Source organism: Leptothrix sp. (in: b-proteobacteria), assembly GCF_965250675.1.
GTDB lineage: Bacteria > Pseudomonadota > Gammaproteobacteria > Burkholderiales > Burkholderiaceae_C > Sphaerotilus.
Window position 1 is genome coordinate 186,698 of sequence record NZ_CBDFPH010000001.1, and the last position, 18,303, is coordinate 205,000.

Annotated in this window: 18 protein-coding genes; 10 read left to right on the top strand and 8 right to left on the bottom strand. The window is 67.4% G+C overall.

Features of this window, described 5'->3' with window-relative positions; all coding sequences use genetic code 11:
- Positions 1-17 precede the first annotated feature (17 nt).
- The 3 genes from gmhB to AC5IG3_RS00620 all read left to right on the top strand — a co-directional run bounded on the left by gmhB (position 18) and on the right by AC5IG3_RS00620 (position 2,298).
- The gene (gmhB, locus tag AC5IG3_RS00610; protein WP_491896879.1) at positions 18-665 is read left to right on the top strand and encodes a D-glycero-beta-D-manno-heptose 1,7-bisphosphate 7-phosphatase; all 648 of its coding nucleotides are present in this window, start codon (positions 18-20) and stop codon (positions 663-665) included.
- A 95-nt stretch (positions 666-760) separates the two neighbouring features.
- The gene (locus AC5IG3_RS00615; protein WP_491905018.1) at positions 761-1,501 is read left to right on the top strand and encodes a lysophospholipid acyltransferase family protein; all 741 of its coding nucleotides are present in this window, start codon (positions 761-763) and stop codon (positions 1,499-1,501) included.
- Between the two features lie 26 nt (positions 1,502-1,527).
- Positions 1,528-2,298 carry a M48 family metallopeptidase gene (locus AC5IG3_RS00620; RefSeq protein WP_491896880.1) on the top strand — a complete coding sequence of 257 codons (771 nt, stop codon included), beginning with the start codon at positions 1,528-1,530 and terminating at the stop codon, positions 2,296-2,298.
- Between the two features lie 10 nt (positions 2,299-2,308).
- On the opposite strand, the gene AC5IG3_RS00625 is transcribed toward AC5IG3_RS00620, so the two are convergent.
- Entirely contained in the window at positions 2,309-3,052 is a 744-nt protein-coding gene (locus tag AC5IG3_RS00625; protein ID WP_491896881.1) for an aspartate/glutamate racemase family protein, read from the bottom strand.
- Between the two features lie 131 nt (positions 3,053-3,183).
- Here AC5IG3_RS00625 and AC5IG3_RS00630 point away from each other — a divergent pair, with 131 nt between their 5' ends.
- The 5 genes from AC5IG3_RS00630 (at position 3,184) to AC5IG3_RS00650 (ending at position 8,229) form a co-directional block, all read left to right on the top strand.
- Positions 3,184-4,206 (top strand): ABC transporter ATP-binding protein, encoded by a 1,023-nt coding sequence (locus AC5IG3_RS00630; RefSeq protein ID WP_491896882.1) that lies wholly within the window; start codon positions 3,184-3,186, stop codon positions 4,204-4,206.
- A 73-nt stretch (positions 4,207-4,279) separates the two neighbouring features.
- Complete coding sequence (locus AC5IG3_RS00635; RefSeq protein ID WP_491896883.1) at positions 4,280-5,602, top strand: ABC transporter substrate-binding protein; 1,323 nt, start codon at positions 4,280-4,282, stop codon at positions 5,600-5,602.
- A gap of 35 nt (positions 5,603-5,637) precedes the next feature.
- Positions 5,638-6,525, top strand: a complete 888-nt coding sequence (locus tag AC5IG3_RS00640; protein ID WP_491896884.1) for an ABC transporter permease — start codon at positions 5,638-5,640, stop codon at positions 6,523-6,525.
- A gap of 2 nt (positions 6,526-6,527) precedes the next feature.
- On the top strand, positions 6,528-7,412 hold the full coding sequence (locus tag AC5IG3_RS00645) for an ABC transporter permease (RefSeq protein ID WP_491896885.1): 885 nt from the start codon (positions 6,528-6,530) through the stop codon (positions 7,410-7,412).
- 46 nt (positions 7,413-7,458) lie between these two features.
- Complete coding sequence (locus AC5IG3_RS00650; protein WP_491896886.1) at positions 7,459-8,229, top strand: GntR family transcriptional regulator; 771 nt, start codon at positions 7,459-7,461, stop codon at positions 8,227-8,229.
- Here AC5IG3_RS00650 and AC5IG3_RS00655 read toward each other — a convergent pair.
- Together AC5IG3_RS00655 and AC5IG3_RS00660 are read right to left on the bottom strand one after the other, a co-directional pair.
- Positions 8,201-8,755, bottom strand: a complete 555-nt coding sequence (locus tag AC5IG3_RS00655) for an outer membrane beta-barrel protein (protein ID WP_491896887.1) — start codon at positions 8,753-8,755, stop codon at positions 8,201-8,203. The two genes, AC5IG3_RS00650 and AC5IG3_RS00655, sit on opposite strands and share 29 nt — an antisense overlap.
- Before the next feature lie 46 nt (positions 8,756-8,801).
- Positions 8,802-8,996: a YgaP family membrane protein gene (locus tag AC5IG3_RS00660; RefSeq protein WP_491896888.1), complete on the bottom strand. Its 195-nt coding sequence runs from the start codon at positions 8,994-8,996 to the stop codon at positions 8,802-8,804.
- 148 nt (positions 8,997-9,144) lie between these two features.
- On the opposite strand from AC5IG3_RS00660, the gene AC5IG3_RS00665 reads away from it, so the two are divergent.
- The gene (locus AC5IG3_RS00665) at positions 9,145-10,566 is read left to right on the top strand and encodes an FAD-binding oxidoreductase (RefSeq protein WP_491896889.1); all 1,422 of its coding nucleotides are present in this window, start codon (positions 9,145-9,147) and stop codon (positions 10,564-10,566) included.
- Positions 10,567-10,594: 28 nt separating this feature from the next.
- Here the strand turns inward: AC5IG3_RS00665 and AC5IG3_RS00670 are convergent, their stop codons facing one another.
- The 5 genes from AC5IG3_RS00670 to AC5IG3_RS00690 form a co-directional block, all read right to left on the bottom strand.
- A complete protein-coding gene (locus AC5IG3_RS00670) occupies positions 10,595-12,136 on the bottom strand; it encodes a SpoVR family protein (RefSeq protein ID WP_491896890.1) in 1,542 nt (513 codons plus the stop codon).
- On the bottom strand, positions 12,129-13,418 hold the full coding sequence (locus AC5IG3_RS00675) for a YeaH/YhbH family protein (protein WP_491896891.1): 1,290 nt from the start codon (positions 13,416-13,418) through the stop codon (positions 12,129-12,131). Before AC5IG3_RS00675 ends, AC5IG3_RS00670 begins: the two co-directional genes overlap by 8 nt.
- A gap of 105 nt (positions 13,419-13,523) precedes the next feature.
- Complete coding sequence (locus AC5IG3_RS00680) at positions 13,524-15,446, bottom strand: PrkA family serine protein kinase (protein ID WP_491896892.1); 1,923 nt, start codon at positions 15,444-15,446, stop codon at positions 13,524-13,526.
- 326 nt (positions 15,447-15,772) lie between these two features.
- Positions 15,773-16,681, bottom strand: a complete 909-nt coding sequence (locus tag AC5IG3_RS00685; protein WP_491896893.1) for a ParB/RepB/Spo0J family partition protein — start codon at positions 16,679-16,681, stop codon at positions 15,773-15,775.
- A 43-nt stretch (positions 16,682-16,724) separates the two neighbouring features.
- On the bottom strand, positions 16,725-17,279 hold the full coding sequence (locus tag AC5IG3_RS00690; protein WP_491896894.1) for an RBBP9/YdeN family alpha/beta hydrolase: 555 nt from the start codon (positions 17,277-17,279) through the stop codon (positions 16,725-16,727).
- A gap of 41 nt (positions 17,280-17,320) precedes the next feature.
- Between AC5IG3_RS00690 and argC the strand changes: the two genes are divergently transcribed.
- Positions 17,321-18,262, top strand: a complete 942-nt coding sequence (gene argC, locus AC5IG3_RS00695) for an N-acetyl-gamma-glutamyl-phosphate reductase (RefSeq protein WP_491896895.1) — start codon at positions 17,321-17,323, stop codon at positions 18,260-18,262.
- Positions 18,263-18,303 lie beyond the last annotated feature (41 nt).

Consider the following 18,303-nt stretch of genomic DNA (forward strand, 5'->3'; position numbering starts at 1 on the left):
GCTGAGAAAGAGCCTTCATGCCCGCCGAGCGCAGCGCCTCGATCAAGCTCGTCATCGTCGGCCGGGACGGCACGCTTAATGAGCGCCGCAACGGCTACGTCAAGTCCGCCGCCGAATGGGAGCCCATTCCCGGCGCGCTGGAGGCGCTGGCGCGGCTGCACCAGGCCGGCTGGCACGTGGTGGTGGCCACCAACCAGTCGGGCCTGGGGCGCGGGCAGTTCGACATGTCGGCGCTCAACGAGATGCACCTCAAGATGAACGAGCTGCTGGCGCGCTGCGGCGGCCGGGTCGACGCTGTGTTCTTCTGCCCGCACGGCGCCGAGGAAGGCTGCACCTGCCGCAAGCCGCTGCCCGGGCTGCTGCTGCAGATCGGCGCGCGCTACGGCGTCGACCTGGCGGGCGTGCCCATGATCGGCAGTGGCCTGAGCGACATGCGCGCCGCCAGCGCCGCCGGTGGCCTGCCCCACCTGGTGCGCACCGGCCACGCGGCGGCGCTCGATGACGCCGGCCTGGCCCGCATGGCCGAGCAGGTGCCGGGCCTGACCGTGCACGCCAGCCTGACCGACTGCGTCGAGGCGCTGCTGGGTGCCGAGCGCCGCAAGGCGCAGGAAGCCCGGCTGGAGGCGCGGCGCGGGAGTGACACACAGCAGGCGCCGCTGCGCTAGGTCCTGTGGTGCGCCGTGCCGGTCCTGTGCGTGACGCCCGGCCGCGTTCCTTTCGTTTTATCTCCTGATGCGCTGACCCGCCCGACACCGTGATCCTGATCTCCCTGCGCTCCGCCCTCTTCATCCTGTGGCTGGTCCTGACCGTCATGCCCTGGGCCATCATCTCGCTGGTGGCCAGCATCTTCCTGCGCGGCGCCCGGCTCTACTGGGTCACCACGGCCTGGCTGCGCGCGGCCATCTGGGGGGCGCGCTGGATCTGTGGCGTGCAGTACCGCGTCACCGGCATGGAGAACGTGCCCTCCGCGGCAGATGAGAAAGCCGCCGTGCTGCTGGCGCCCAAGCACCAGTCGACCTGGGAGACCTTCGCCTTCCCGGTGCTGATGCCGCACCCGCTGGCCTATGTCTTCAAGCGCGAGCTGCTGATGATTCCGTTCTTCGGCTGGGCCATCGGCCGGCTCGACATGGTCCACATTGACCGCAGCCGCAAGTCCGAGGCCTGGCGCAAGGTCGCCGAGCAGGGTCAGAAGTTCATGGCGCAGGGCTGCTGGGTCATCATGTTTCCCGAAGGCACCCGCACGCCGCGTGGCAGCCAGGGGCCCTACAAGACCGGCGCCTCGCGGCTGGCCCTGGCCACCGACACGCCCATCGTGCCGATTGCCGTGACCTCGGCCAAGTGCTGGCCGCGCAAGAGCTGGCTGCTGCGCCCGGGCGTGATCGACGTCTCCATCGGCCGCCCGATTCCGCCCGCGGGCCGCCGCGCCGACGAGCTGATGGCCGAGGTCGAGGCCTGGATCGAAGCCGAAATGCGCCGCCTCGACCCCGAGGCCTACCGCTAAGTCCACCGCCTTCACGCCCGCCCGCGATGTCGTCCTCCGGTCAAAGCCTGTTCCGGCACCTGCGCAGCAACCGCGAGGCGCAGCTGGGCGGCCATGTGATCGGCTATGAGCTGAAGCTGGCGCGCCGCCGCACCATCGGCTTTGCGGTCGGCGTCGAGGGGCTGGCCGTCAGCGCGCCACGCTGGGTGGCGCAGACCGAGATCGACCGCGCCCTGCAGGTCAAGGCCGCGTGGATCCTGCGCAAACTGGCCGAACAGGGCGAGCGCCTGCAGCGCCAGGACGCCGCCCGTGTGGTCTGGGGCGACGGCGCCCGCCTGCCGTTTCTGGGCGCGCCGCTGCAGTTGCGCCTCGATCCGGCGGTCAAAGGCTGCGTGCTGCAGGAGCCGGCGCCGGACGCTGCCACCATCCGCACCCTGCAACTCGGCCTGCCGACACATGCCGGGCCCGAGCAGATCCGTGAGGCCGTCAAGCGCTGGCTGCAGCACCAGGCCCGGCAGATCTTCGAGGCGCGCTGTCGCCATTACGCCGAGCGCATCGGCGTGAGCGTGGCCCGCCTGCGCCTGAGCGCTGCCCGCACCCGCTGGGGCAGCGCCAGCGCCGATGGCACCGTGCGCCTCAACTGGCGGCTGGTGCACTTCGGTCTGGAGGCGATCGACTACGTCGTCGCCCACGAACTGGCCCACCTGCGCGAGATGAACCACAGCCCCGCCTTCTGGGCCGTGGTGCGCGCCGTGATGCCGGATTACGAAGTGCGGCGCGGCTCGCTCAAGGATGGCCAGGTGCCGGTGTTCGATTGACCGGCCGGCCTCACCACCCCAGCGGCTTCGCCCAGCCCACGTAGTCCTTGGGCAGCGGCCGCGCGTAGTCGCCGCGTGAACTGGTCTGCAGGCCGAGGCCGACCAGCGCTTCGGCCAGCTTGACAGCGGCGCTCACGCCGTCGATCACCGGCACGCCCAGGCGCTGCGTCAACTCGGTGCACAGCGCGGCCATGCCGGCGCAGCCCAGCACGATGGCGCCGCTGCGGTCGCGTGACAGCGCCTCGCGCGCCACCGCCTCGATCTGGTCGACGCTGCCCGCGCCGCCGTCTTCCAGCGCCAGCACCGGGATGTCGGTGCCGTGCACGCCCCGGCAGCGGCGCTCGAAACCGTATTTGTGCAGCAGGTGCTCGGCGATCACGCAGGTGCGCGTCATGGTCGTCACGACCGAGAAGCCGGTGGCGACGAAGCTCGCGGCGTGAAACGCGGCCTCGGCCACGCCCAGTACGGGGGCGCCGCTGACCTCGCGTGCGGCATCCAGGCCGGGATCGCCAAAGCAGGCGATGACGATGGCGGCGGGCGCATCCAGGGCCTGCGGTCCGGCGTGCCGCATCACCTGTTCGGCCACGCCGGCGGTGGCGTAGGCCTCGTCGTAGAAGCCTTCGATCGACAGCGGCCCGAAGCTGGGCTGGCAGGCCGCGATCCGGGTGCCGGGCGCGGCCACGGCCTGGGCAGCGGCGGCGATGTTGCGCGTCATCGCGGCCGAGGTGTTGGGGTTGACGATGAGCAGCTTCATGATCGATCTCGGTGCGTTTTGCATACAAAAAGTGCAGAGGCCGGGTGCGCAGCAAGAGCTGAGCCTGCGTTGTTTCACAGCACACCGGGTGTTGGATGGGCTTGGCACACCCATTGCATACAAAGCTGTTCATGAACAAGCGCACCGACCTGGAACTGATCCACCTCGTCAAGGACTACGGCAACTCGCTTGCCGTGGCCGGCATCGACCTCAAGATCGCCGACGGCAGCTACTGCTGCCTGCTCGGGCCGTCGGGCTGCGGCAAGACCTCGACGCTGCGCATGATCGCGGGGCACGAGGAGCCAACCGAAGGCAGCATCGTGCTGGGCGGGCGCGAGGTCACGCACCTGAGTCCGGCCGAACGCGGCACCGCGATGATGTTCCAGAGCTACGCGCTGTTTCCGCACCTGAGCGTGCTGGAGAACGTCGCCTTCAGCGCTCGCATGAAAGGCGTGGCGCGCCCCGAACGCGAGGCCCGCGCGCACGAGTTGCTCAAGCTGGTGGCGATGGAGCCCTATGCCACCCGCCTGCCCGCCGCCCTGTCCGGCGGCCAGCAACAGCGCGTGGCGCTGGCGCGCGCGCTGATGACGCAGCCGAGCGTGCTGCTGCTGGACGAGCCGCTGTCGGCGCTCGACCCCTTTCTGCGCGTCAAGATGCGCGCCGAGTTGAAGCGCTGGCATCGCGAGCTGGGCATGAGCTTCGTGCACGTCACGCACAGCCAGGAAGAGGCCATGGCGCTGGCCGATCTGGTGGTGGTCATGAACCAGGGCCGCATCGAGCAGGCCGGCAGCGCGCGCGAGGTGTTCGAGCGCCCGCGCACCGAATTCGTCGCCCGCTTCATCGGCGCGCACAACATCATCGAGACGCCGGCCGGCAAGGTTGCGGTGCGCTGTGACCGTCTCAGCCTGGCGCTGCCCGACGCGGGCGAGCCGGTGGTGACGGTGGCGGCGGTCGAGTACCAGGGCGCGCAGGTGCTGGTGCATCTGGTGGCCGAAGGCGAGCCCGACGCCATCGACGCCGCTGATGACACCACGCCACCGGCCCGCTGGGTCGTCACGTTGAGCGACGCCAGCTATCACGCCGCGCCGGTCGACCCCGGCGCCCGCGTCGCCATGCGCTGGTGGGCGGCCGACGCCCATGCGCTGGCGGCCTGAGCCCGTCCCGCTGTTCACGCTTTTAAGTTCTTCCCTCCCTCGTTCCTCAACCTGTGCTCAAGGAGCCTTCGCCATGTCTGACGACGCATCCAGCCCCCAGTCTTCGCTCACTGCCACGGGCACCCCGGTCACGGAAACCAGCCGCCGCAGCTTCCTGAAATCCGCCGCGGGCGCGGGTGTTGCTGCCACCGGCGTGACCGCGATCACCGGCTTCCCCTACGTGCACGCGCAGGAAAAGATCGTGCTGCGCTACCTGGGCACGGCGGTGAACCAGGACAAGGCGATCGCCGACAAGTTCGAGGCCGACACCGGCATCAAGATCCAGTACATCCCGGTCACGACCGACGACGTGACCAAGCGCGCCGTCACCGCGCCCAACAGCTTCGACCTGATCGACACCGAGTACTTCTCGCTCAAGAAGATCGTGCCCACCGGCAACCTGCTGGGCATCGACGTCAAGCGCATCAAGAACGCCGACAAGATCACCAGCCTGTTCACCAAGGGTGAAGTGGCCGGCAAGAAGGTCGGCGACCAGGGCACGGCACCGAAGAAGGTGATGTACCTCGAAGGGGCGACGAGCAAGAAGTTCTCGGCCTCGCCCACGGGCTTCATGACGCTGATTCCCACGGTCTACAACGCCGACACGCTGGGCATCCGCCCCGACCTGATCAAGCGCCCGATCAACTCCTGGGCCGAACTGCTGAACCCGGAGTTCAAGGGCAAGGCCGCGATCCTGAACATCCCGTCGATCGGCATCATGGACGCGGCGATGGTGGTCGAGGCGATGGGCCTTTACAAGTACCCCGACAAGGGCAACATGACCAAGAAGGAAATCGACCTGACGATCAAGACGCTGATCGAGGCGAAGAAGGCCGGCCAGTTCCGCTCGCTGTGGAAGGACTTCAACGAGAGCGTCAACCTGATGGCGTCGGGCGAGGTGGTGATCCAGTCGATGTGGTCGCCGGCCGTCACCGCGGTGCGCACCAAGGGCATCGCCTGCACCTTCCAGCCGCTCAAGGAGGGATACCGTGCCTGGGCCGCCGGCTTCGGCGTGCCCAAGACGGTGACGGGCCGCAAGGCCGACGGCGTGTACGAGTTCATCAACTGGTTCCTCGACGGCTGGGCCGGTGCCTACCTGAACCGCCAGGGCTACTACAGCGCCGTGCTGGAGACCGCCAAGGCCAAGATGGAGGCCTACGAGTGGGCCTACTGGATGGAAGGCAAGCCGGCCACCCAGGACATCAAGTCGCCCAACGGCGACGTGCTGGCCAAGGCCGGCTCGGTGCGCGACGGCGGCAGCTACGAGGCCCGCATGGGCAGCATCGCCTGCTGGAACGCGGTGATGGACGAGAACGCCTACATGGTCCAGAAGTGGAACGAGTTCGTCGCGGCCTGAGGTCGCGCTGACTGCTGCAAGGAAAGTCTGACGCCATGACGAAGAACAGCCGCATCGCCCTTTACGCCTGGCTGCAAGCCGCGCCGCTGACGGCGGTGTTTGCGCTGTTCTTTGTCGTGCCGCTGCTGCTGATCGGCATGGTCAGCTTCTGGCAGGCGACCGAGTACGAGTTGATTCCGGCCTTCACGCTGCAGGCCTACGCCGACGTCTTCAACGGCTGCCCGGTCACGCCGGACGGCGACCTGTGCGTCACGTTCAAGACCTATCTGTCGACGCTGAAGTTCAGCGCGTTGACTTGGGCTGTGACGGCGCTGCTGGGCTTCTCGATCGCCTACTTTCTGGCCTTCCACGTCAAGAGCACGCTGTGGCAGACGGTGCTGTTCATCGTCTGCACCGTGCCGTTCTGGACCAGCAACGTCATCCGCATGATCTCGTGGGTGCCGCTGCTGGGGCGCAACGGGCTGGTGAACCAGGGCCTGCTCGGGCTCGGGCTGATCGACACGCCGGTCGAGTGGCTGCTGTTCTCGCAGTTCTCGGTCGTGCTGGCCTTCGTGCACCTGTACACCATGTTCATGATCGTGCCGATCTTCAACACCATGATGCGCATCGACCGCAGCCTGCTGGAGGCCGCGCGCGACAACGGCGCCACGCCCTGGCAGACGGTCTGGCACGTGGTGCTGCCGCTGAGCCGCACCGGGCTGATCATCGGCTCGATCTTCGTGGTCGCCCTCGTCATGGGTGACTTCGTCACGGTCGGCGTGATGGGTGGCCAGCAGATCGCCTCGGTCGGCAAGGTGATTCAGGTGCAGGCGAGCTACCTGCAGTTCCCGCTGGCGGCGGCCAACGCCGTGATCCTGCTGGCGGTGGTGCTGATGATGATTGCCGCGCTGATGCGGCTGGTGAACCTGCGCAAGGAACTCTGACCATGGCCAAACCGCTGCGCAAGTCGCGCCCCCTGAGCTTCTGGCTGCTGGGCGCGGTGTTCTCGGCCTTCGTGCTGTTTCTGTACGGGCCGATGCTGGCGATCTTCGTGCTCAGCTTCCAGGGCCCTGAGGGCGGGCTGACGTTTCCGATGCGCGGCGTGTCGACGCACTGGTTCCAGGTGCTGTGGCAGGGCATCGGCGTGATCGACATCGGCGCGGCGTTCCGGCGCTCGCTGGCGCTGGGCGCGGTGGTGATGGCGCTGACGGTGGGCTTTGCGCTGCTGGCCGGCCTGGCCTATCGCAAGAAGCTGCCGGGCGGCACGCCGCTGTTCTATGTGGTGGTGGCGAGCCTGATCATGCCGTCGATCATCGTGTCGCTGGGCATCGGGCTGATGTTCCGGCTGCTCGACGCTGGCCTGAAGATTTGGCTCGACGCCCACTGGCCCGCGCTGGGCGAGGCCTTCACGACCACGCTCGGCCTGTTCAGCTCGGGCCTGGGCGCGCAGCTGACGTGGACGCTGCCGTTCGGCCTGCTGATCATGTTCGCGGTCTTCAACCGTTTCAACCCGGCCTACGAAGAAGCCGCGCGCGACCTGGGCGCCTCGCCGTGGCAGAGCTTCTGGCACGTGGTGCTGCCGCTGATCGGCCCGAGCCTGGTCGGCGTGGGCATGTTCGGCTTCACGCTGAGCTGGGACGAGATCGCGCGCAGCTCGCAGGCGATGGGCGACCTCAACACCCTGCCGCTGGAACTGCAGGGGCTGACCACCACCGTGACCACGCCGGTGATCTACGCGCTGGGCACCGTCACGACCGTGATCTCGTTCGCGGTGATGGGCCTGACGTTGGGCGTGATGGTGCTGCTGCAGAGGCGCCGGCAAAGTCGCTAGCCGGGTTGAGATCGACAATCGGCCGCCTCGCCCGACCGGTCCCTGCATGCGCCTGCCTTCCTCCCTGTCCCAGCCTGCCCTTGGCGCGCCGCCCGCCACCTCGACCCAGCGCGTCTACGACGGCATCTACGCCGCCATCGTCGAGCACCGCCTGAGCCCCGGCACGCGCCTGCGCGAAGAAGAGCTCGCCGCCAGCTTTGCCGTGTCGCGCACCGTGGTGCGCCAGGCGCTGCAGCGCCTGGCGCAGGACCAGGTGATTGAGCTCAACCACAACCGTGGCGCCCAGGTGCCGCAGCCCAGCCGCGACGACGCCGCGCATGTGTTCGACGCCCGCCGCGTGGTCGAGTGCGAGATCGCCCGCCGCCTGGGCGGCCGGCTCGATGCCGAGCAATGCGCCGAGCTGCGCCGGCTGGTCGAGGCCGAGGGCGCTGCGGCGGCGCGCGGCGACCGGCCGACCGAAGTGCGCATGTCCGGCCTGTTCCACCGCGCGCTGGCGCAGATGTGTGGCAACCCGGTGTTCGTGCGCCTGCTGGATGAGTTGCTGCCCAGCACGTCGATGCTGATGGCGCTGTATCAGCCGGTGGGCCGGCCGGTGTGCGTGGCGCATCGGCACGTGGAGCTGATCACCGCGCTGCAGGCCGGCCCGGGCGCCAGCGCGGCAGCCGAGATGCGCAAGCACCTGCAGGAGCTGGAACGCTCGCTGGCCATCACGCCCGCGCCCACCGCGCCGCTGCGCGATGTGTTTGCCGCCTACCGCGATGCGCCAGCGCCGGCCGCGCCCGCCCCGGTCAAAACCAGAGCGTCAGGCCGGCGCTGACCATCTGCACGTTGAAGGTCTGGCCGTTGAAGTGGTGGCCGCCGAAGTCCACGCCCACATCGGCCGAGAAGTTGCGGTTGAGAAAGCGGCTCACGCTCAGGCCGGCCAGCACGCGGGTGTTGGTCTCGTTTTCGCTGCTGCTCAGGCCCGCGAACGAAGCGCTCACGCGCGTCTTGATGCTGCCGAGCGCAATGCGGCCCTGCAGACGCCAGTCGGGCGCCAGGTGCGCAAAGGCCATCACGCCCAGGCTGGGGCCGGCCGAGCGCATCTCGCCCGCCACGCCGCTGATGCCCAGCTTGATGCGGCCGAGGTTGTTGTAGCCCACCTCCACGCCCAGGCCGGGCGCGACGAGGTAGCCCAGCAGCAGCTTGCCGGCCGCGCCGGTCTTGTCGCATGACGAGGCGCCGCTGCAGTCGCCCTCGCTGCTGGCCCAGCCGACCGAGCCGACCCCATAGGGCTGTGCCATGGCGGCACCGGAGGCCAGCAGCGCAGTGGCGGCCAGCAGACGAAGGGTGGAGGTGCGCATGGTGTTGTCTCCTTGTTGGGCGCTGGTGTTGTGCTCAGTGGCTGGTTTAGTGGCTCTGGGTCGGGCAACTGGAGAAGCCGAAGAGCGAATAGATCGGGCAGAACCGGAGCAGGCCAGTGACCAGCAGCACCACGCCGATCCATGCCCAGGCACCCAGCGTGCCGGTGGCCGCCAGAATGACCAGCAGCAGGCCGATCACGATGCGGGCGATGCGGTCGACGCTGCCAATGTTGATGTTCATGAGAAGTCCTTTCGGGGTGGTGCCGCGGTGCGGAAATGCACCGGAAGCGGCTTTCAGTCTGGCGCAGCTCCTGCCACTCAAACGTGATGTGCGTCACAGCTTCGCTTCATAGAATCACGCTCCCGCCTGGACTTGCCGGAGACGCGCCATGAATGCCACCGATCTGCCCGTATCGCTGCCCACCCTGGCGCCACGCCCCGTGCCGCCGGAATTGCTGGCGGCGCTGCAGGCGCGTTTTGGCGCGGCGTGCTCGGTGGCGCGTGCGGTGCGCGAACAGCATGGCCGCGATGAATCGCCCTTCGACGTGCCACCGCCCGACGTGGTGGTCTACGCCGAAAGCGACCAGGACGTGGCCGACGCGGTGGCGCTGGCCGCGCAGCACGCCGTGCCGGTGATCGCGTTCGGCACGGGCTCGTCGCTGGAAGGCCAGTTGCTGGCGGTGCAGGGCGGCATCAGCCTGGACACCTCGCGCATGAACCGGGTGCTGCAACTGCACGCCGAAGATCTGACCGTGACCGTGCAGGCCGGCGTGACGCGCAGCCAACTCAACAACGAGATTCGCCACAGCGGCCTGTTCTTCCCGATCGACCCGGGCGCCGATGCCTCGCTGGGCGGCATGACCGCCACGCGCGCCAGCGGCACCAACGCCGTGCGCTACGGCACCATGCGCGAGAACGTGCTGGCGCTGACGGTGGTGACCGCACGCGGCGAGGTCATCCGCACCGGTACCCGCGCACGCAAGTCCAGCGCCGGCTACGACCTGACCCGGCTGTTCGTGGGCAGCGAGGGCACGCTGGGTGTCATCACCGAAGTCACGCTGCGCCTCTATCCGCAGCCCGAGGCCGTGTCGGCGGCGATCTGCCATTTCCCGAGCGTGGATGCGGCGGTGCAGGCCACCATCGCCATCATCCAGATGGGCGTGCCGATCGCGCGCTGCGAGTTGCTGGATGCGCACGCCGTGCGCATGGTCAACCGCCACGACAGGCTGAACCTGCGCGAGCAGCCGATGCTGCTGATGGAGTTCCACGGCAGCCCCGCCGGCGTGGCCGAACAGGCGCAGACGGTGCAGGCGCTGGCGGCCGATCACGGCGGCGAGGCTTTCGAGTGGGCCACCACGCCCGAAGCGCGCACGCGGCTGTGGACCGCCCGCCACCACGCCTACTTTGCCGCGCTGCAGAGCCGGCCCGGCTGCCGCTGCGTCACCACCGACACCTGCGTGCCGATCTCGCGCCTGGCGGAATGCGTGGCCGCCACGGTGGCCGAGGCCGACGCGGCGGGCTTGCCCTACTTCGTGGTTGGCCATGTGGGCGATGGCAACTTCCACATCGGCTACCTGATCGATCCAGACCAGCCGGCCGAGCGCGTGCTGGCCGAGCAGCTCAACAGCCAGCTGGTGGCGCGGGCGTTGAGCCTGCAAGGCACCTGCAGCGGCGAGCACGGCATCGGCCTGCACAAGATGGCTTTCCTGGTCGACGAGGCCGGCCCGGCGGCGGTGGCCATGATGCGCAGCGTCAAGCAGGCGCTCGACCCGGACAACATCATGAACCCGGGCAAGATCTTCGCGTGGTGACCGCCTGATCCGAGCGGGTTGGCTCGGGTCAGTGAATCGGCGCCGGCACCGACCAGCGTTTGGTGATGTCGTTGCGGGCATTGGCGCTTTCCAGGTGCACCGCAAAGCCCCACAGCCGCGCCACATGCTTGAGAACCTCTTGCGCGCCCTCGGCCAGCGGCCGGTCGTTGTGCTGGAAGTGGCGCAGCGTCAGTGAGCGGTCGCCGCGCAGGTTGACGTTCCAGACCTGGATGTTGGGTTCGCGCTGACCCAGGTCGTACTGGTGCGACAGCGCCTCGCGCACCTGGCGATAGCCGGTGTCGTCGTGGATGGCGGCAACCTCGATCTCGGATTTCTTCTCGTCGTCCACCACGGCGAACAGCCGCATGTCGCGCATCAGCTTGGGGCTGAGGAACTGGCCGACAAAGCTCTCGTCCTTGAAGTTGCGCATGGCGTGGTCGAGCGTGGCCAGCCAGGGTGCGCCGGCAATGTCGGGAAACCAGGCGCGGTCTTCGGGCGTGGGGGCCTCGCAGATACGCTTGATGTCGGTGTACATCGCAAAGCCCAGCGCATACGGGTTGATGCCGTTGTAGCCGCGATCGCCGACCTTGGGCTGGTAGACCACGTTGGTGTGGCTCTTGAGCCATTCGATCATCACGCCGTCGGTCAGGTGGCCGTCGTCGTACATGGTGTTGAGCAGCTTGTGGTGCCAGAAGGTGGCCCAGCCCTCGTTCATGACCTGGCTCTGGCGCTGTGGGTAGAAGTACTGCGCCACCTTGCGCACGATGCGCACGATCTCGCGCTGCCAGGGTTCGAGCAGCGGTGCGTTCTTTTCGATGAAGTACAGCAGGTTCTCCTGCGGCTCGTCGGGGAAGCGGCGTGCCTCGGGGGCATCCTCGGGCTTGTCGGCGCGGCGGGGCAGGGTGCGCCACAGGTCATTGATCTGTTGCTGGGCATGGGCTTCGCGGTCGCGGGCCTCGCTCAGTTCCTGAGCCAGTGACTTCTTGCTCGGGCGGCGATAGCGGTCGACGCCGTGGTTCATCAGCGCGTGGCAGCTGTCCAGAAAGGTCTCGACCGCCGCCAGCCCGTGGCGCTCTTCGCACTCGGTGACGTAGTTGCGGGCGTAGACCAGGTAATCGATGATGGACGACGCATCGGTCCACATCCGGAACAGGTAGTTGCCCTTGAAGAAGCTGTTGTGGCCGTAGGCGGCGTGGGCAATCACCAGTGCCTGCATCGCCATGGTGTTTTCCTCCATCAGGTAGCTGATGCAGGGGTTGGAGTTGATGACGATCTCATACGCCAGACCCATGTGACCGCGGCGGTAGTTCTTCTCGGTGCTGATGAACTCCTTGCCGTAGCTCCAGTGGCGGTAGTTGACCGGCATGCCGACCGACGCGTAGGCGTCCATCATCTGCTCGGCGGTGATGATCTCCAGCTGGTTCGGGTAGGTGTCCAGCCCGAACCGCTCGGCCGTCTGGCGGATGACGGTGTGATAGCGCTCGATCAGCTCGAAGGTCCAGTCGCTCGGGCCGGGCAGGGGCGCACTGGGACGACTGATGCGGCTGGCAGGGTGGGTGATGTCAAGCATGCGCGCCCTCCTTCTTGAACAGGTCGCGGAAGACCGGGTAGATCTGGCTGGCCTCGGTGACCTTGCGCATCGCGAAGTGCGGCCCGGAGGCCTCGGCCAGGCGGGTGTATTCCTCCCACAGGTTCTGCTCGGGCTCAGCCACCTGGACGTAGGCGTAATAGCGGCACAGCGGCAGGATCTTCTGTTCGAGCAGTTCGCGGCAGCGGCCGCTGTCGTGGTGCCAGTTGTCGCCGTCGCTGGCCTGGGCGCCGTAGATGTTCCACTGGTCGCTCGGGTAGCGGGCACGGATGATCTCTTCCATCAGCACCAGCGCGCTGGAGACCACCGTGCCGCCGGTTTCGGTCGAGTGGAAGAAACCCTGTTCATCGACTTCCTGCGCCTGGGTGTGGTGGCGGATGAAGACGATGTCGATCTTCTCGTAGTGCCGTGTCAGGAACAGGTAGAGCAGGATGAAGAAGCGCTTGGAGAGTTCCTTGCGGCCCTCGTCCATCGAGCCTGATACGTCCATCAGGCAGAACATCACCGCCTTGGCAGTGGGCACCGGCACCTTGACGCGGCTGCGGAAACGCAGGTCGATCGGGTCGAGGAAGGGAATCGCCTTGATGCGGCGGCGTAACTCGGTGATCGCCTGCTCGGTGGCCTCGATCTCCTGCGCCATCAGGGCCGTGGCGGCGCCCGGGTGGCTCTGAAGATGAGCCAGGTGGGCTTCGAGCCGCTGCAGCTCATGGCGCTTGTCGGTGCCCAGCGCGATGCGCCGGCTCAAGGCCCCGCGCATGGACCGCACCACATGCAGATTGTTCGGCGTGCCCTCGCTGGTGTGGCCGGCGCGGTGGCTTTTCCATTCGGGCGTTTCGGCCAGCTGGGTACGTATCAGGTGCGGCAGGGCCAGATCCTCGAAGAAGACCTGCATGAACTCTTCCTTGCTCAGGCTGAAGACGAAGTCGTCATCACCTTCGCCCGAGTCGCTTGCCTGGCCGCTGCCCGAGCCCTGGCCGCCACCACTGGGCGGGCGCTTGATGCGGTCGCCGGTGATGTACTCCTTGTTGCCGGGGTGCACCATCTCGCGCTTGCCGCCGCTGCCGTGGTGGAACACCGGCTCGCTGACGTCCTTCTTGGGGATGCGCACCTCTTCACCGCGCTGCAGATCCTGGATGCCGCGGCCATCGACCGCGCGGCGCACGGCATCGCGGATCTGGTCCTTGTAGCGACGCAGAAAGCGCTCGCGGTTGCCGATGGACTTGTTCTTGCCGGCCAGCCGTCGATCAATGATCTGTTGAAACATGGACAACCTTTATCGAAGGACGCGGGGCGAGCGCCGGGCCGCCCCAAGCCGACCCGCGACCCCCTTGGGGGGTGGGCTGGCGTACGCGCCAGCCCGGGGGCACCATTAACTCGACTTTCTGACGCGCAGGTACCACTCGCACAGCAAGCGAACCTGCTTGGAGGTGTAGCCCTTGTCGACCATGCGCTGGACGAAGTTCTCGTGCTTCTTGGCCTCGTCGGCGCTGGCCTTGGCGTTGAAGCTGATGACCGGCAGCAACTCCTCGGTGTTGCTGAACATCTTCTTCTCGATCACCGTGCGCAGCTTCTCGTAGCTGGTCCAGACCGGGTTGTTGCCGGCGTTGTTGGCGCGGGCGCGCAGCACGAAGTTGACGATCTCGTTGCGGAAGTCCTTCGGGTTGGCGATGCCGGCGGGCTTCTCGATCTTCTCGAGTTCGCCGTTCAGGCTGACGCGGTCGAAGACCTCGCCGGTGTCGGTGTCGCGGTATTCCTGGTCCTGGATCCAGTAGTCGGCATAGGTCACGTAGCGGTCGAAGATGTTCTGGCCGTACTCGCTGTAGCTCTCCAGATAAGCGGTCTGGATCTCCTTGCCGATGAACTCGGCGTAGCGCGGCGCCAGCAGTTCCTTGATGTAGCCGATGTACTTCTGCTCGGTCTCGGGCGGGAACTGCTCGCGCTCGATCTGCTGCTCCAGCACGTACATCAGGTGCACCGGGTTGGCCGCGACCTCGGCGCTGTCGAAGTTGAAGACCTTGCTGATGATCTTGTAGGCGAAGCGGGTGCTGATGCCGCTCATGCCTTCATCGACACCGGCGTAGTCGCGGTATTCCTGGTAGCTCTTGGCGCGCGGGTCGGTGTCCTTGAGGCTCTCGCCGTCGTAGACCTGCATCTTGCTGAACAGGCTGGAGTTCTCGGGCTCCTTGAGCCGCGTGAGGATGGCGAACTGGCTCATCATCTTGAGCGTGCCCGGGGCGCACTTGGCGGCGGCCAGCGAGCTGCCCTTGATCAGCTTCTCGTAGATCTTGACCTCTTCGCTGACGCGCAGGCAGTAAGGCACCTTGACGATGTAGATGCGGTCGAGGAAGGCCTCGTTGTTCTTGTTGTTGCGGAAGGTCTTCCACTCGCTCTCGTTGCTGTGCGCCAGCACGATGCCGTCGAACGGAATGGCGCCAAAGCCCTCGGTGCCCTTGAAGTTGGCCTCCTGCGTGGCGGTCAGCAGCGGGTGCAGCACCTTGATGGGCGCCTTGAACATCTCGACGAATTCCAGCAGGCCCTGGTTGGCCAGGCACAGGCCGCCGGAGTAGCTGTAGGCGTCCGGGTCGTCCTGCGCAAAGGTTTCGAGCTTGCGGATGTCGACCTTGCCGACCAGCGAGCTGATGTCCTGGTTGTTCTCGTCGCCCGGCTCGGTCTTGGCGATGCCGACCTGCTTCAGGATGCTCGGGTGGCGCTTGACGACACGGAACTTGCGGATGTCTCCGCCGTATTCCTCCAGCCGCTTGACCGCCCACGGGCTCATGATGCGGTTGAGGTAGCGGCGCGGAATGCCATATTCCTGCTCCAGCACGGCGCCGTCCTCGACGGTGTCGAACAGGCCCAGCGGCGACTCGTTCACCGGCGAGCCCTTGACGGCATAGAACGGCACATCCTGCATCAGCTGCTTGAGGCGCTCGGCGATCGAGCTCTTGCCGCCGCCCACCGGGCCCAGCAGGTAGAGGATCTGCTTCTTTTCTTCCAGGCCCTGCGCGGCATGGCGGAAGTAGCTCACCACCTGTTCGATGGCGTCTTCCATGCCGTAGAACTCGGCAAACGCCGGGTAGATCTTGATGAGCTTGTTGGCGAACAGCCGGGACAGGCGCGGGTCGTTGCGCGTGTCGATCATCTGCGGCTCGCCGATGGCCTTGAGCATGCGCTCGGGCGCCGTGGCGTAGGCCAGAGGGTTGCGCTTGCACTCGGCAAGGTAGTCCTCCAGCGACATCTCTTCTTCACGGGTGCGCTCGTATCGCGCGGCGAAGTTGCTGATCACGTCCATTTGCAGGCCTCCTGAAGTTCAGGCGATGCAAGGGCATACGTTCCGTGCCCTTGCACCAGGGAAGATCTGATGGAGTCCGTGCCCGTTTTCACCTTGAGCGGTGCCAGGCTCCATCAGAGCTTTCCGTGACTCTGCCGACGTTGATCTTAGAACCGGTGCAATTCAGTGTCTTGCAACTGCAGCTTAGCCAGCCCCGGAAAAGCATGCTGTAAGCCCGGCAATTCCCTGCAAACTGCGGTGTCACTGAGGTGCGACAAGTCTTGTGACGTTGCAGCACCCGTTTGCGTTGACAACGCAAACGGCATGCCCGCGTGCAGCGCAGTGCGTCAGGCGTCTCGGATGCCGAGCTTCTCGAGCAGGCCGTTGAGCTCTTCCAGCGAGCCGAACGCAATCGCGATCTCGCCCTGTTCGCCCTTGCGGGTGCGTTTGCGCACGCGGATTTCCACTGCTGCGGTCAGCGTGTCGGCCAGCTGCTCTTCCAGCCGCGCGATGTCGCGCGACTTCTGCGCCTTGACGCGCAGCAGCGGTGTCTGCCGGGCGTGTTCGTGGCGCGAGACGAGCTTCTCGGCCTCGCGCACCGACAGCTTGCGACCGATGATCTCGTTGGCGTGCGTGATCTGCTGCGCGCGCTCCAGCGGCAGCAGGGCGCGGGCGTGGCCCATGTCGATGTCGCCGGCCATCAGCATCTGCTGCACCGGCTCGGCCAGGTTGATCAGGCGCAGCAGGTTGCTGGTGGCGCTGCGGCTGCGGCCGATGGCCTGCGCAGCTTCCTCGTGCGTCAGGCCGAATTCGGCGATCAGGCGGTGCACGCCCTGGGCTTCTTCGAGCGGGTTGAGGTCTTCGCGCTGGATGTTTTCGATCAGCGCCATCACGGCCGCCGCCTGGTCGGGCACGGAGCGCACCAGCACCGGCACCTCGTCGAGGCCGGCCAGCCGCGCGGCACGGCTGCGGCGCTCGCCAGCGATGATTTCGTACATCGGCAGGCCCTCTTGCGGGGCAAGCGGACGCACCAGAATGGGCTGCATCACGCCCTGCGTGCGGATGCTCTCGGCCAGTTCGAACAGCGAGCCCTCATCCATGCGCGTGCGCGGCTGGTACTTGCCGGGCTGCAGCTGCGCCAGCTTGACGGCATGCGGCTGCTCATGCACGCCCGCCGTTTCGGGCGAGGTGCCCACTTGCGGCCCGAGCAATGCTTCGAGACCGCGTCCGAGACCTTTGGGCTTCTTGGTGACCATCCGGCGATTGTCGGCGATCCTTGCCGGTGATCCGCCCACCGCTTCAGGAACGGGAGCTGTCAGCGATCAAGTCGAGCAGCAGCGCATGGCCCTCGGCCCAGTCGCCCAGGCCGGAGGCGGCGTTGAGGTGGCCGCGCGCGCCAGCCTCCACCACCCGGGCGCCCCAGTCGGCGCAAAAGTCGCGGGCGCGCTCGGGCGCGCAGAACGGGTCATCGCTGGAGATCACCGCGCAGGCCGCGAACGGCAGGCGCGTGCGGCGTATCGGCCGCCAGTTGTGCAGCTGCGGCGGCATGTCGGCGCGCTCGTTGTCGGGCGGCGCCACCAGCAGCGCGGCCTGTACGCGGTCGGTGTGGCGGCTGTGCTCTGCCCAGGCTGCCACCAGCTGGCAGCCCAGGCTGTGGGCGACCAGCACCAGCGGGCCGGTGGTGGCGAGCGCGGCCTGTTCGAGCTGCGCCATCCAGTCGCCCCGGCGCGGCCAGAGCCAGTCGTCCTGGTCCAGCCGGGCGTAGCCGTGCTGCGCGGCCCAGCGGCTCTGCCAGTGGTCGGGGCCGGAGTTCTGCCAGCCGGGCAGCAGCAGGATGTTGGGTGTCACTTTCATGCCGTATTCTTTCTGACCAATTTCCATTGCAAGAGGATCCCATGAAGCATGCTGTGTTTGTCGACGGCCAGGAGGGCACGACCGGCCTGCGCATCCACGAATATCTGGCGCAGCGCGCCGACATCGAGGTGTTGCGCATCGACGCGGACAAGCGCAAGGACACCGCCGAGCGCGCGCGCCTGCTCAACGCCGCCGACGTCGCCTTCCTGTGCCTGCCCGACGCGGCCGCCAAGGAAGCGGTCGCGCTGGTCACCAACCCGAACACTTGCCTGATCGATGCCAGCACCGCGCACCGCATCGAGCCGGGCTGGGCCTTCGGCCTGCCGGAACTGGCGCCGGGCCAGCGCGAGCGCCTGCGCACGGCCAAGCGCATCGCCAACCCGGGCTGCCACGCCTCGGGCTTTCTGCTGCTGCTGCGCCCGCTGGTCGATGCCGGTCTGGTGCCGGCCGATGCGGGCCTGAGCGCGACTTCGCTGACGGGCTATTCCGGCGGCGGCAAGAAGATGATCGAGCAGTACGAGGCCGGTGGCGACCCGCAACTGCTGGCGCCGCGCCCCTACGCGCTCGGCCTGGCGCACAAGCACATTCCTGAAATGATGGCGCACACCGGCCTGCGCACCGCGCCGGTCTTCATGCCGGTGGTCGGCGGCTTCTACAAGGGCCTGACGGTGACCGTGCCGCTGCATCTGGCGCAGCTGCCGGCCGGCACGACCGCGGCGCACCTGCACGCCGCCTACGAGCGCCACTACGCTGGCGAGCGCTTCGTGCGCGTCATGCCGCTCAACGACGCGGCCACGCTGGCCGACGGTTTCTTCGACGTGCAGGCCTGCAACGACACCAACCGCGTCGACCTGTTCGTGTTCACCCACGGTGACCAGGCGCTGCTGATGGCGCGGCTCGACAACCTCGGCAAGGGCGCCAGCGGCGCGGCGGTGCAGTGCATGAACCTGCACCTGGGCCTGGACGAAGGTCTGGGCCTCTGAGCGACGGCGCGCGGTTTTCCTGGCGCGCCAGACGCAAAAAA

Bases quoted from the DNA above. Each gene is read 5' to 3' on its own strand.
- gmhB (WP_491896879.1), top strand. From the start codon at position 18: ATGCCCGCCGAGCGCAGCGCCTCGATCAAGCTCGTCATCGTCGGCCGG.
- AC5IG3_RS00620 (WP_491896880.1), top strand. From the start codon at position 1,528: ATGTCGTCCTCCGGTCAAAGCCTGTTCCGGCACCTGCGCAGCAACCGC.
- AC5IG3_RS00625 (WP_491896881.1), bottom strand. From the start codon at position 3,052: ATGAAGCTGCTCATCGTCAACCCCAACACCTCGGCCGCGATGACGCGC.
- AC5IG3_RS00630 (WP_491896882.1), top strand. From the start codon at position 3,184: ATGAACAAGCGCACCGACCTGGAACTGATCCACCTCGTCAAGGACTAC.
- AC5IG3_RS00635 (WP_491896883.1), top strand. From the start codon at position 4,280: ATGTCTGACGACGCATCCAGCCCCCAGTCTTCGCTCACTGCCACGGGC.
- AC5IG3_RS00640 (WP_491896884.1), top strand. From the start codon at position 5,638: ATGACGAAGAACAGCCGCATCGCCCTTTACGCCTGGCTGCAAGCCGCG.
- AC5IG3_RS00645 (WP_491896885.1), top strand. From the start codon at position 6,528: ATGGCCAAACCGCTGCGCAAGTCGCGCCCCCTGAGCTTCTGGCTGCTG.
- AC5IG3_RS00650 (WP_491896886.1), top strand. From the start codon at position 7,459: ATGCGCCTGCCTTCCTCCCTGTCCCAGCCTGCCCTTGGCGCGCCGCCC.
- AC5IG3_RS00655 (WP_491896887.1), bottom strand. From the start codon at position 8,755: ATGCGCACCTCCACCCTTCGTCTGCTGGCCGCCACTGCGCTGCTGGCC.
- AC5IG3_RS00660 (WP_491896888.1), bottom strand. From the start codon at position 8,996: ATGAACATCAACATTGGCAGCGTCGACCGCATCGCCCGCATCGTGATC.
- AC5IG3_RS00665 (WP_491896889.1), top strand. From the start codon at position 9,145: ATGAATGCCACCGATCTGCCCGTATCGCTGCCCACCCTGGCGCCACGC.
- AC5IG3_RS00670 (WP_491896890.1), bottom strand. From the start codon at position 12,136: ATGCTTGACATCACCCACCCTGCCAGCCGCATCAGTCGTCCCAGTGCG.
- AC5IG3_RS00675 (WP_491896891.1), bottom strand. From the start codon at position 13,418: ATGTTTCAACAGATCATTGATCGACGGCTGGCCGGCAAGAACAAGTCC.
- AC5IG3_RS00680 (WP_491896892.1), bottom strand. From the start codon at position 15,446: ATGGACGTGATCAGCAACTTCGCCGCGCGATACGAGCGCACCCGTGAA.
- AC5IG3_RS00685 (WP_491896893.1), bottom strand. From the start codon at position 16,681: ATGGTCACCAAGAAGCCCAAAGGTCTCGGACGCGGTCTCGAAGCATTG.
- AC5IG3_RS00690 (WP_491896894.1), bottom strand. From the start codon at position 17,279: ATGAAAGTGACACCCAACATCCTGCTGCTGCCCGGCTGGCAGAACTCC.
- argC (WP_491896895.1), top strand. From the start codon at position 17,321: ATGAAGCATGCTGTGTTTGTCGACGGCCAGGAGGGCACGACCGGCCTG.